The sequence below is a fragment of the Bacillus sp. FSL K6-1106 genome (genome assembly GCF_038005245.1).
In the GTDB taxonomy this organism is placed as follows: Bacteria; Bacillota; Bacilli; order Bacillales; family Bacillaceae; genus Bacillus; species Bacillus altitudinis.
Window position 1 is genome coordinate 2171321 of sequence record NZ_JBBOSV010000001.1, and the last position, 11986, is coordinate 2183306.

Genomic DNA, 11986 nt, shown 5'->3' on the forward strand with positions numbered 1-11986 from the left:
TTCCTTATCCCAATCCAAGCAGCTTCATGATCGCCTTCTTTTCTTCAGCTTTTTCCGACATATCTACAATTAAGTCCATCGGGAAATAAAGTTTATGATCGGTTCTTCGTTTACCGGAAATGGCGTCAACAATATCTGACTGTCTCGACAGTTCTTTAATATGACCACTTTGCGTCAAGAGATGGATCGGCAGCCGCTCTTCTTCTTCACCCGGTCTATAGAAGTCATAAGGCAAATCAGAGGAAGAGTCGACCACTAAATAATAGTCAGGATCAATTCCTGCTTCTTTGAACAAAGCCGTCAGCTTGAAATATTTCGTCATTTCTTCGTTTGGATTAAACTCTGTATATTGGAATAAACGGCGGTTCATAAAACGGCGGCACAAATCAGCCAGCACGTGATCTTCTTCATCTTCCCACGCCTGAAAATAAAATAAAACAATGGATTCATCCAGCTTAATATAGTCCTCTGTGGTGACATTCCCTTCAAAAATTGAATAAAAATGAACCGGGGCATGTGTAAAAATGTAGCCAGTTTCATGTAGCTCTTTTGCACGATGGAGAATTTTCGTTAAAATGACTTCCGCACTGCGTGTCACTGGGTGGAAATAGACTTGCCAGTACATTTGATAGCGGCTCATAATATAATCCTCTACGGCATGCATCCCGCTCTGTTTCATCACAATCTGATCTTCTCTTGGACGCATTACGCGTAAAATACGTTCCATATCAAAGTGACCATAGCTGACGCCTGTATAGTAAGCATCACGCTGCAAGTAATCCATTCGGTCGGCATCAATTTGACTTGAAATCAAACTGACCACCTGTTTGTTTTGATACGTTTTGGCAATGACTTCTGCTACATGCTTTGGAAAATCGTCACTGACCCGGCGCAGCACTTCATTTACTTCCGTCTGCCCTAAAATGATATCTCTTGTAAACGATTCATGATCTAAATGAAAGACCTTTTCAAAGGAATGAGAAAACGGACCATGTCCAAGGTCATGAAGCAGGGCGGCACTCAGTACAAGCTCACGCTCCCCTTCATCCCATTCGGGTCTTCCTTTAAACACATCATCCACAATTCGTCTGACAATCTCGTATACACCGAGTGAATGATTAAATCGGCTGTGTTCTGCCCCATGAAACGTTAAATAAGTGGTTCCTAGCTGTTTAATTCGTCTAAGGCGCTGGAACTCTCTCGTTCCGATTAAATCCCATATCAATGCATCCCGTACGTGAACATAGCGGTGCACAGGATCTTTAAATACCTTTTCTTCGGATAATTTCCCTTTTGGATACGCCATCGTTTCGTCCCTCTTTTTTTAAGACGTGTTTCTATTATATCGGGTAACTTTTCCCGAAAACATCCTTGAATTTGCTGGCGAATGTGTTCTCATAGATTGAACGGACGTAAAAAGCCCGACCTGACAGGGACGGACCTCTTTTTAGGTCGACTGAACACATTCAGTGACATTTATTTGACTTTTTTTTGAACCTTTTCGAGTAACTCATCTTCTGTTGGTGCGGATAATGGGCGATTGTTCACAAACGCAAAAGCCTTTTTTCGTCCTGGACCGCAATACGATTGACAGCCAATCTCAATTTTTGCATCAGGGTCAACCGATTTAAGTCGAGGCAATAACGTTTTTAGGTTCGTCGCATCACAATCGTCACATACGCGAAACTCATTAGCCATGTTCTTACGCTTCCTTTCAATGATGAAACTTCATTCTATATGAAACAGTTGGACAACTAAGAGTGAATAATATACCACCCAACATTGTACATCGAAGCGACTGGAGTTGCAAGAAGCTTTGTCAGCACAGAGACGTATTCTCATAAAAGCTAGTATTTTCCACTATCCTTTTAGCAAACTTGTATAAACCTTCTTCAACTTGGCTAATCTAATACCATCAAATCTTATGGGGGTTTAAACACATGTCAAAACAAAGACAAGATGCTTGGTCAGAGGAAAATGATCTCCTTCTGGCAGAAACCGTCTTACGTCACGTCAGAGAAGGCAGTACACAGCTGAACGCATTTGAAGAAGTGGGAGACAAGCTAAACCGTACCTCAGCGGCATGCGGATTTAGATGGAATGCTGTCGTGAGGCATCAATATGAAAAAGCATTGGCACTTGCCAAAAAACAGCGTAAACAACGCATGCGTGCACTCGGCAATGGGCAGCCTGCGAAAAAACGTTTGCTCTATCAGCCGCAAGTTGAAGAAACGATCACACAGGAAGAGTTCTCTCAAGAACTGGAACCTGCGCAAGAAGAAACGTTTGCACCTGCAGCCGAAACAGCCGAACAGCTTCAATTTGTGGATCAAAGCTACAATGAAGAGTTAGCTAGTTTATCACATTTATTGTCACAGGCTTCTCAAGTGACAGAGAAAAAGCCAGAAGCCAATCCATTTGGGCAGCGCCAAGAGCTAACCATTGAAGATATCATTGATTTCTTACGCCGCTATGAAGGCGATGGACAGCAATCATCTGCCTTACGGATGGAAAACAGCCGGTTAAAACAAGAAAACAATGAACTTTCACATAAAGTGTCGCAGCTAGAAGCTGAAGTGAAAAAGCTTGAAAAGGATCAGCTCACGATTCAAGAAGATTATGAAACACTCGTCAAAATCATGAACCGTGCAAGAAAACTAGTTTTGTTTGAAGAGGACGACAGTGCCGCACCAACCTTTAAAATGGATCGTAACGGCAACCTTGAAAAAATGGCTGAATAACCAAAAGTGCTCCCCACCTGTGGGAAGCACTTTTTTAAATATCCAAAAATAGCATCACACTAAAAAGGACATTGATCAAGAAGACGAACATAAAAATGTACCTGACTTGCCTCACCTGAAAATCACCAAACATAAAAATATAAAGCCCTGCGATACCAAGCGTCAGTACAGGCTGAAGAAACGGCACGAAAAGCGAAATGCCGTAGCCGGCTCCTATGATGACAGGAAGCCATAGTAAATAGAGGTAACCGCCATTTTTAGATTTCAAGAAACCACTCCCTCTCTTTCTTCTATCTGCTTGATTTCAGGCTGAACAAACTTGAGTCCAGCCATTGTACGTCTGCGTTTTTGTGATGTCCAAACCGCAATCGCCGGCTGATCCGTTAGAGACTCTGTGTCAATGGTGATCAGCACTTTCCCATTTAATTCAATTGAATCTTCAAACTCAATTTTGCACCCAGATAAACTGATATCATGTATGATCACCGGCACCTTCTCTTCTAGTCGGTCCTCATAGGCGATCGTGCCTGTCACACCTTGCAATGGCCTTCTCATCCATTTGCGCCGTAGAGCCTTTGGTACCTTCTCCGTTTCTCTTAAAAAGCGGAGAAACGTCCGAACGGCATACGATTTTTTCTCACGATCCGTCATTGCTACATGCTCTCGTGTGAATAAGAAACGGATCAGTGATAAATACTCTGATTTTTGTGTGTCAGTAAAAGCAACACCAACCATCAGCTGGTCTCCCTCTGGATAGCTCCAAACCACGTCACACGACACGCTTTCATTCTCTGAAAAAAACAATTGCGTTTGTCCTTGATAAAGAGAAGACGCTTGGTCCAATGGAATGGATAGACGTGCACCTGAATCACTCATATCTAGTAGAAAACAAGCAATCGACTGATCTTGATGATCAGAACGAAGATGCCCCTCTTTTTCAATGATAAATCGCTCTGATTTCCGATAACGCGGACGGTCAAACGCCACAAGCAGTGCCATGAATAGGCCTGCACCGTTATAAAGCACCCAAAAAATATTAATCAACATGAGATCAGCGTTCATCGTCCCATTTACCTTCACATCGTAACCTATTTTCACAAGGGCAAGCAATGAGAGCAGCAAGAAGATCAGATGGGGAATCATCGTTTTCAAATGAAAATGTCTTTTGTCCGTTTGAATTCCGTTCGGTGTGACAAGAAATTCAACTCTCTTTTTGAAAAACAGCTCACTTAAAGCAACACCAGCTAAGTGGAATGCCATTGAACTTTCATAAATATGACTCCAAAACATACTTCTTTTTTGATTCGACACAAGTTTAAAAGCTAAATACGAGCTAAAGAACGCCGGCAGCCAAAACATGAAAACGGACTGGAAATCTGCCCAGAAACTTTGAATACCAAACAATAAAAACAAAATCGGTGTGAGAATATAAATCATTTTAAACAAACCGTTAAACCAATACACAATGCCATCTAAATAAAGAACACGCTGCATAAGCGTTAAGCCGCGCACCTTCAAAGGATTAAACTTACGGGCACACTGAATGTTCCCTCTCGACCAGCGATCTCTTTGCTTTAACAGATCAAGCCAGCTTTCAGGTGCCAGACCGACGGCTAATACTTCTCCGACAGACACAGATTTGAATTTCCCTTGGAGAAGCATTCCTGTTGCCATGTCTTCTGTAATCACTCCAGTAGCAAATCCGCCAATTTCATCTAATGCCGTTCTTCTAAATACCGTATTACTCCCAACATACATGACGGCATTAAACCGATCCTTACCAGCTTGGAGAGTTTGCATGAAAAAGTCCTGCTCATTTGGAATTCGATCTTTCGAGAACATATTATATTGGAAAGGATCTTCGTTATAAAACGCCTGTGGAACTTGAACAAACGCAGTTGCTCCATCATGAAAATAGGGCACTGTTTTTTCTAAAAAGGAAGGAAGAGGGACCATATCTGCATCAAGTGTCAGAATCAGCTCTCCATCCGTTTGAGACATCGCATGATTTAAATTACCTGCCTTAGCAAATCTGTTATCTGTTCTTGTCAGATAATGAACACCAAACGCAGAAGCAAGCTGCGCTACAGCTTCCCTATTGCCATCATCACATAAATAAATTTGAACGCTTTCCTTCGGATAAGAGAGATTCAAACAACCTGCAACAGTGCGTTTCAGCACCTCAATTGGTTCATTATATGTAGCTATGAAAATATCAACTGTTGGCAGCCTTTCAAGATCACTGATCATGACTTGTTTCCGGTTTGAAGGCTTCCAAACCAGTGTATAAAACACAAGCAACTGGATAAACCCAATGCATTCACAGACAACAAGCAAAATACCCATGACAACATTAAAAGTACCTTCATGCGGCAATGTAAAGAAGAGACGCCAGCAAATATAGGCAGCATTTGTTAACACACAAAGCACAATGATGATTTTTTTCACAGTAGAGGCCATTGGCTGGATACGATATATCATATACAACAGAGACAACATACAAAGCATAAACAGCGGGTAATACGTGGTGATGAATGACAATACATTTTCCTTCTTTCTTATGTCATAAAGGACTATCACATATAAAATGTCATAACAAAGGAGGGGATTCTTCCATTAGATTGCCCCTCCATTTCTATATAAATCATTTCCACAATCGATCTAACTGATTTGAATAAAAATCAATGGCCCTTCGATAACTCAAAATAGCAGGATCATTTGTCGTCTCAGTTAAACAGTTCAGTAATATTTCCATTGCTTTGCTATGTTCATTTAAATTATACAAAGTCATGGCATAAAACGTTTGAATGGCTTTATTATGCGGATAAGCTTCCATCGCATGGAGGAATATTTGTTTTGACTTTTCATATTCCCCTAAGGTTCTGTATGTACTTCCTAATCCTAAGAAAGCATCTTCTCTTTCTTCTGAAGACAAACCTAGTTCAATGGCCCTCTCATAAAAAAAGACAGCTTGTTTTTCCTTCCCTAACACATCATAACTCCAAGCACATTGATAGTGAATGGAGGCATGATCTGGATACTCTTCTACAAGACGGATGAGCATGTCATTGGATTCTTGAAGATGTCCACTTTCTCGAAGTTCAATAGCTTTCAGAAGTTTCGTTTCCATTACATCACCCCTATTTTTAAGATGGGACGATATGTTTACGAGAACACTTTCTCATTCCGCTCAATCATCCGTGTCATGTTCTTCTCAAACTCCAGTTGTTCCTCGGTGGTCAACCCTGAAGCAGTCAGTTGCTCGCTCAGTTTTTGAAGTTCTTCTAGTAAAAGACGCATGAGAAGCGCACAATCAATGGATTCTCCAGTTAATTCTGATAGAGATGCCATCGTATCAGGCTGTATATCAGGGAATACCGCTTTCACCTCATGCCTTCTATCCTTTAAGGCCGCCTCATAAAAACGGCGAATCAAATCAGCACGTTCCCGCCCGCTTCCATCTGCACACAAATAGATTTGCACAGCGACCCCTCCGCGTAATCTACGCTGAGAAATGCCGGCAAATTTCTTTCCATTGATGCTCAAATCGTAGCTACCTGGACAGTAAGAGCCGACAATTTCATAGGCTTCAATGTCCACCTCATACATCGACAGCATCCGGCGGATCAATTCCACCATCGCATCATATCCACGGTCAATATCAATGCCCTTCTTTTGTTCCGCAAAGATTAAAGACACATTTAGTACGCCTTCATCCAGCACAACAGCAAGACCACCTGAATTGCGCACAATGACGCGATATCCCTCTTCCTCAAGAAGCTTTACACCCTCTTGGAGAAATGGAAGTCTTGTATCCTGAATCCCAAGAACGATCGTATTGTGGTGCACCCAAGAACGCGCTGTCGCTGGTGAGAGTCCTTTCCCGACCGACGCACAAAGCGTATCATCCATCGCAAAAGATTGCTTCGGGTCCACATAAAGACCAAGGATCGATTGATCTATGATTCGCCATGTCGGCTGCGTCAATAACTCAATAGGTTCATTTTTCATGTCCTGCATATCCTCTCGTTCATAAACTGTGTTTATTATAACATGGAGGGAGAATGAGCGAGAAAAAAGCTCTATGACAAGGAACGTCACAGAGCTTTTCAACTGGATGCTTTGGTTTTCTTGTTCTTCCTTTTCGAGATGAAATAAACAGTTGCAATCAAAACGACAGGAACCCCAACCACGAGGCCCGCAGCGATCAATGTGTTCCACGGCAAATCGATCATCTCCTTAATAGACTAAACTTCTATGAAACAGCCGTGACTTACCCAGCTTAACAAGTCTTCAGCCACCAATTCCGCATGCTGAGGGTCCATCACACCAGCATCGACAATCCACACTTTTTTCTCCTTTTCTGCCTGCCGCATGAGAAGTACTCGCCCACCGCCATCGTCACCAATGGCTACATAGCCGCTGGCATAATGATGGACTTCCCATGTTTTATTGCGTTCCACTATGTCCTCAGTTCCGTATAGAAGAACATCGCCTTCGACGGAACATCCATTTGTCTGTTTCAGCAAGGTCTTATAAGCATGGGGCAGCACTATGTTTAGCTGGGATTCTGCCTCTTTGATATGTATATCACTTGCTGGTTTGTTTATGACCAGGTTGGGAATCTGAGAAAAATGAATCATTTTGAAAGCCTCCTAAAAGGATGTACAAGCGTTTATTCAGCTGATTTTGGCATAATTCTTTTATACACCCGCAGGAGCACTTTTAATAGAAAATAGAAAATGATGACATCGAGTATAAAACCAAAAAATAGAAATTCAACACCATAATTTGAATGCAGGACTAGCCAATCAATGGGAAAACCCCGATAAACCGAACCGGCATGTGGGACATAAACCCCTCTCATAAAAGCTGTCCCAATGACGAGAAGAACACTGATGCTTAATAGCCAATTGACTGTTTTTTTGTTGATGTGTTTTTTCTGATTCATACGAATTCCTTTCTGTGTTTTTGTATCGCTTTCTAATACAAAGACTTCTACATATCACTATATAATCAATACAACAATTCTTTTAGTAGACTTTCCGCTTTATGTAATTCATCTAAAAATGGATTTAGATAATCATTATGACTATCCAAGTAAGCCCTAACTCCGCCAATGATAAAGACTTTTTGGAGATCATCATTGGCTTGCATGATTCTTTGGGCATTCTTGTATCTTCTATATATTAATTCAAGTACACCTTGATGGATCTCTTGCGAATATTCTTTTTCTAGGATGTTGATGACCGTTTGGATTTGTTTCGTTAGTTCTTGTTCATTTAATGCTCCTTAAGACTTCGGCTCATACTAATAAATATCTAACCGTTGACAATTAAAACTTATAAAATCGCCTTCATTTATATCTCCCGGTATATTGTAATCCAATTCTAATAAAAGTCCGCCTACCTTCACTTTTTCATCACGCTTATCAATTAATTGTCCTAAAAAACTATAACTGAAATTATCATCTAATTTTTCAATTCTATACTCTGACAATTCAGCTTTCACTAAGTCTGACACATCTAAACAATAAATAGGTTCTAATAGTTCATTTTCTTCAAGGTGATTTAATGGTTGAGCAAAACACATTATTTCCAGTTCGCCATCTGTTACAATCACTTCAGCTTCTGAGGCTTCTTGTGAAATCCAGTTTATTTTTTTTATTTTCAATACGATCACCCTTTTTTTACTTCTTTGTTTTTATCCCTAAACTTGGTGCTTTTTTAGAAAGTTCTTTAACCGATTTTATATGAAATGTGGTGATATTTCCTGTTTTTCTATCGAGCCCAACAAATCCGTATTTTGCACTTCCCTTTCCACCAACAATTCTTACATATCCATTCAGTTCTGGTACATATTGTCCCTTTTGAATAAGGTGATTTGCATCTTCAAGATAATTTTTGATATTGTATTTGTTTTTGCCCATTGCACCCATTATCTCTTTACTATGCTTTTCAAAATGAATAATAGCTTCATCACCTTTGAATTTAATCAGTTCACCCGTACCCTTTCTTGTCTTCTCAACCCTCTTCACCACATTCTTCCCTTGATCAATCTTAAAAACATATTTCCCGCCTTTAATGATTTTCATAAATGGGATAATAGAGGCTGCGGATAGGGCTTGGTCGGTGCTGCTAATATTTTTGCTGGTTTCTGGGTCTTTACCAGTAACGGCTCGGTAGCCGTCGTAGATGCCGCTGTATTCTAAAATGATGTTTTCGGCGGTTGAGACGACCTCACCGTCTAGTATGCGTTTGGCATTTCCGCGGCTGCGGCTTTCTGGGATGTTGTCGACTTCTTCTATTCTTACTTCGCCGTTTGCGATATACGTTCGAATGATTTGTTTATTGGCGTAAACAGTGTATCTCCCGCCTATAAAATCAATGTCCGACGGATCTGTGACGACTTCATCGGCGATGTCGAATTCTTTTAGCTTTTTGATGCCTTTTACGTTATATAGTTTACCATTTACGACCCTGATGTCTCTATGAATCTTACTTTTCCCGCTCACAGCTTCTTTTTGTAATGTCGTAAGCAATGGATCGTTTGCTTTGACTTGCTTGTTGACGTTTCGGAGGGTGCCCCTATGAACCACCGTATCCACATTCGCCTGTTCTTTCTCATTCAATTTCTTCAGCATGATCATCATCGGATTGTCTTTCGGGTTGTCTATTTTGTCATTCAATCCGCTGATCGTGCTGCTTATTTTTTCTTCTTTTCCATTTTTGAAAATAGACCCTTTTTGATAGCTCGTGATGTCGATTTTTGGACCAGTGAACATGGTGCTTAACGTGTTGATGTATTGCTTCATTGTTTGCAATGCACTTGTTGTTTCATTCATAGCACTTGTTTGTTCTCTGTCAAAGGCATGGAGCAGTCCAATGGTTCTGGATGTCTCAAGCCACGCTTTTTGATAGCTCTGTTGAAAAGCAGACTCGTCTACATGAGGTAAGTGAACGATATGACTGACCCTGCCGATCGCCTGGCTCACATTTGAAACAATGTCAGAAATCGCTCGCTCCGCTTTTTTTAAGCCTTGATCAAGTTCGTGTTCAATAAATGCTTGTGATATAAAGCCGTGCTGATTTGATTCAAGTGTATGAAGCGCCTGCTTTGTTTGTTTGAGCGCAGAGCTGTATTCCTCAATGACAACCTGAAAAAATTGCAGGAAGGGAATATGGCATTCTGTATAAAAGGAGCGGATGGCTTGTCCCGCCTCTCCCTTTAGTGCGCCATCAAGTGAGATGATCTGTTGGATTTGTTTTTCTATGGAGCTAATCTGTTGTGATTGCTGCTTTAATGTATTCAGCGTTTGGTCAATTCCGTTTATTAGCGCAAAAGCATCAAGGGTTTTCATTGCGTTCTCCTTTATTTTCTTTTACTGCTGGAAGCAAGCGCCTTGTCCGTTTCGATCATGGTGTTCACCGCTTGTTCTGTTTGTACAAGTTGTTTCTGAAGAATGTCTATATAGGATGTACTTAATTCGTTCAGCTGCTGATTGATTTTTTCTAATGTGTCTGCCGTCAGGAGCTGATTTCTTCCTTTGATGGTTGTTGGCAGTGTTGCATTCATTTGAGCGCCTGATTGTTTTGCATGCTGTAATACTCGTTTGACCTGACTGGCATCTATTTTAATTTCTCTGCTCATGTGACTACCCTCTTTTTTCTTCCAATTGTTTCTGCTTTTCTTTCTCTATTTTTCTTTCAACCGAATGAATTTCATGTTCTAATGAATGGATCTCTGATTTTAAGTCGCTGATTTTCTCATCAATTCGATTCAATAGATTGGTCAGCTGTACACTTTTTATGTCTTCACTGGCGGATGCCATCTCGTCTCGAATGTCATCAAACGTATCTGCGAGATGGCCAAACCATGTATGTGATGTCAGATCTGGATGAGTCATTTTCTTGTTAGCATCTGCCAGAGCAGACTTTGCTTCTTTGATTTCTTTTCGACACATGTTCAGTTCTATGATTTGTTCTTTTTTTATGGATATGTCTGCCTTTAACGAATACAAGGCTGTTGTATAACCGATGATAGCTCCAGACATCGTCAAACACCTCTATTCCTCAAATAGTCCTCCGTTATGTTACCATTTACTAGCACAAGAGGCATATGATTGAAAACGAATTCAATAAAAAATGAATCGTATGTATTGGGTTTTTATACCTAATTCACATAAAAAAAGCTAGCTTCGTTTTGACACGAAGCTAGCTTCTTGGATGATTATATTATAGTGCTTGAGCTGCTGTGATAAGCGCAAGATTGTAAACGTCTTCGGCATTACAGCCTCTTGAAAGATCGTTTACTGGCTGATTTAGACCTTGTAGGATTGGACCTACAGCTTCAAAGTTACCTAAGCGCTGGGCAATTTTGTAGCCAATGTTTCCAGCTTCAAGGCTAGGGAAAACAAATACGCTAGCATCGCCTTTGATGACGGAATCTGGTGCTTTTTTCGCTGCCACTGAAGGAACGAAAGCTGCATCGAATTGGAACTCTCCATCAAGAACAAGCTCAGGTGCTTTTTCTTTTGCAATGCGAACCGCTTCAGATACTTTGTCTGTTTCGTCTGATTTTGCTGAACCTTTTGTAGAGAAGCTAAGCATTGCTACACGTGGTTCGATGTCAAACATTTTTGCTGTGTTTGCACTTTCGATCGCAATTTCAGCAAGATCTTGGCTGTCTGGTGCAATGTTGATCGCACAATCAGCAAACACATATTGCTCTTCGCCGCGAGCCATAATGAAGACGCCAGAAGTTTTCTTTACGCCTTCTTTTGTTTTAATGATTTGAAGTGCTGGGCGCACTGTATCAGCAGTTGAGTGTGCTGCTCCGCTTACAAGGCCGTCTGCAAGACCTTTATACACAAGCATTGTACCAAAGTAGTTTTCATCCAGTAATGCTTTTCTCGCTTGCTCTTCTGTCGCTTTGCCTTTACGTCTTTCGACGAAAGCTTGTACAAGATCTTCAAAACCTTCATATGTATGAGGATCATACACGTCAACACCATCAAGTGTAAGACCTAATTCTTTTGCTTTTGCTTCTACTTCTTCTTTCTTACCTACAACAATTGGCTGCAATACTTTGCCATCTGCTAGTTTTTGAACGGCTGTTAGAATGCGTTCGTCCATTCCCTCAGGAAAAACGATCTTAACTCCTTTACCTGCAACCTTTTCCTGAACTGTTGAAAAAATATCTGCCACTTCAATACCCTCCTTGATTTTACAAAAAAAGCGTTCTCT

Annotated in this window: 15 protein-coding genes; 1 reads left to right on the forward strand and 14 read right to left on the reverse strand. The window is 40.8% G+C overall.

Features of this window, described 5'->3' with window-relative positions:
- Positions 1-4: 4 nt before the first annotated feature.
- Together MHI20_RS11385 and MHI20_RS11390 are read right to left on the reverse strand one after the other, a co-directional pair.
- Positions 5-1306 carry an HD domain-containing protein gene (locus MHI20_RS11385; RefSeq protein WP_007497716.1) on the reverse strand — a complete coding sequence of 434 codons (1302 nt, stop codon included), beginning with the start codon at positions 1304-1306 and terminating at the stop codon, positions 5-7.
- Positions 1307-1476: 170 nt separating this feature from the next.
- Positions 1477-1698: a DUF1450 domain-containing protein gene (locus MHI20_RS11390; RefSeq protein WP_003215259.1), complete on the reverse strand. Its 222-nt coding sequence runs from the start codon at positions 1696-1698 to the stop codon at positions 1477-1479.
- A gap of 242 nt (positions 1699-1940) precedes the next feature.
- On the opposite strand from MHI20_RS11390, the gene MHI20_RS11395 reads away from it, so the two are divergent.
- Positions 1941-2741, forward strand: a complete 801-nt coding sequence (locus MHI20_RS11395) for an RsfA family transcriptional regulator (protein WP_100324662.1) — start codon at positions 1941-1943, stop codon at positions 2739-2741.
- Between the two features lie 34 nt (positions 2742-2775).
- Here MHI20_RS11395 and MHI20_RS11400 read toward each other — a convergent pair whose 3' ends face one another.
- The 12 genes from MHI20_RS11400 to pta all read right to left on the reverse strand — a co-directional run bounded on the left by MHI20_RS11400 (position 2776) and on the right by pta (position 11947).
- On the reverse strand, positions 2776-3009 hold the full coding sequence (locus MHI20_RS11400; RefSeq protein ID WP_035702387.1) for a DUF5970 family protein: 234 nt from the start codon (positions 3007-3009) through the stop codon (positions 2776-2778).
- Positions 3006-5282, reverse strand: a complete 2277-nt coding sequence (locus tag MHI20_RS11405; protein ID WP_340938396.1) for a glycosyltransferase — start codon at positions 5280-5282, stop codon at positions 3006-3008. The genes MHI20_RS11400 and MHI20_RS11405 overlap by 4 nt, the downstream gene beginning before the upstream one ends.
- Positions 5283-5385: 103 nt before the next feature.
- Positions 5386-5871: a tetratricopeptide repeat protein gene (locus MHI20_RS11410; protein WP_047945776.1), complete on the reverse strand. Its 486-nt coding sequence runs from the start codon at positions 5869-5871 to the stop codon at positions 5386-5388.
- 35 nt (positions 5872-5906) lie between these two features.
- A complete protein-coding gene (locus MHI20_RS11415; protein WP_159145203.1) occupies positions 5907-6752 on the reverse strand; it encodes a lipoate--protein ligase family protein in 846 nt (281 codons plus the stop codon).
- A gap of 236 nt (positions 6753-6988) precedes the next feature.
- A complete protein-coding gene (locus MHI20_RS11420; RefSeq protein ID WP_159145204.1) occupies positions 6989-7384 on the reverse strand; it encodes an SMI1/KNR4 family protein in 396 nt (131 codons plus the stop codon).
- Between the two features lie 32 nt (positions 7385-7416).
- On the reverse strand, positions 7417-7692 hold the full coding sequence (locus MHI20_RS11425) for a hypothetical protein (RefSeq protein WP_159145205.1): 276 nt from the start codon (positions 7690-7692) through the stop codon (positions 7417-7419).
- 65 nt (positions 7693-7757) lie between these two features.
- Positions 7758-8000, reverse strand: coding sequence for a hypothetical protein (locus tag MHI20_RS11430; protein WP_340939333.1), 243 nt, complete (start codon positions 7998-8000; stop codon positions 7758-7760).
- Positions 8001-8051: 51 nt separating this feature from the next.
- Positions 8052-8414 carry a hypothetical protein gene (locus MHI20_RS11435; protein ID WP_159145206.1) on the reverse strand — a complete coding sequence of 121 codons (363 nt, stop codon included), beginning with the start codon at positions 8412-8414 and terminating at the stop codon, positions 8052-8054.
- A 16-nt stretch (positions 8415-8430) separates the two neighbouring features.
- Positions 8431-10101: a T7SS effector LXG polymorphic toxin gene (locus MHI20_RS11440; protein WP_159145207.1), complete on the reverse strand. Its 1671-nt coding sequence runs from the start codon at positions 10099-10101 to the stop codon at positions 8431-8433.
- Positions 10102-10112: 11 nt separating this feature from the next.
- Entirely contained in the window at positions 10113-10391 is a 279-nt protein-coding gene (locus tag MHI20_RS11445) for a YwqI/YxiC family protein (RefSeq protein ID WP_008343583.1), read from the reverse strand.
- Between the two features lie 4 nt (positions 10392-10395).
- Positions 10396-10794, reverse strand: coding sequence for a YwqH-like family protein (locus MHI20_RS11450; RefSeq protein ID WP_045033888.1), 399 nt, complete (start codon positions 10792-10794; stop codon positions 10396-10398).
- A 181-nt stretch (positions 10795-10975) separates the two neighbouring features.
- On the reverse strand, positions 10976-11947 hold the full coding sequence (gene pta / locus MHI20_RS11455) for a phosphate acetyltransferase (RefSeq protein ID WP_008343597.1): 972 nt from the start codon (positions 11945-11947) through the stop codon (positions 10976-10978).
- Positions 11948-11986: the final 39 nt, after the last annotated feature.

What these genes read in the sequence shown, in the direction of transcription:
- MHI20_RS11385 (WP_007497716.1), bottom strand. Translation starts at nt 1,306, where the DNA reads ATGGCGTATCCAAAAGGGAAATTATCCGAAGAAAAGGTATTTAAAGAT.
- MHI20_RS11390 (WP_003215259.1), bottom strand. Translation starts at nt 1,698, where the DNA reads ATGGCTAATGAGTTTCGCGTATGTGACGATTGTGATGCGACGAACCTA.
- MHI20_RS11395 (WP_100324662.1), top strand. Translation starts at nt 1,941, where the DNA reads ATGTCAAAACAAAGACAAGATGCTTGGTCAGAGGAAAATGATCTCCTT.
- MHI20_RS11410 (WP_047945776.1), bottom strand. Translation starts at nt 5,871, where the DNA reads ATGGAAACGAAACTTCTGAAAGCTATTGAACTTCGAGAAAGTGGACAT.
- MHI20_RS11415 (WP_159145203.1), bottom strand. Translation starts at nt 6,752, where the DNA reads ATGAAAAATGAACCTATTGAGTTATTGACGCAGCCGACATGGCGAATC.
- MHI20_RS11420 (WP_159145204.1), bottom strand. Translation starts at nt 7,384, where the DNA reads ATGATTCATTTTTCTCAGATTCCCAACCTGGTCATAAACAAACCAGCA.
- MHI20_RS11425 (WP_159145205.1), bottom strand. Translation starts at nt 7,692, where the DNA reads ATGAATCAGAAAAAACACATCAACAAAAAAACAGTCAATTGGCTATTA.
- MHI20_RS11440 (WP_159145207.1), bottom strand. Translation starts at nt 10,101, where the DNA reads ATGAAAACCCTTGATGCTTTTGCGCTAATAAACGGAATTGACCAAACG.
- MHI20_RS11445 (WP_008343583.1), bottom strand. Translation starts at nt 10,391, where the DNA reads ATGAGCAGAGAAATTAAAATAGATGCCAGTCAGGTCAAACGAGTATTA.
- MHI20_RS11450 (WP_045033888.1), bottom strand. Translation starts at nt 10,794, where the DNA reads ATGTCTGGAGCTATCATCGGTTATACAACAGCCTTGTATTCGTTAAAG.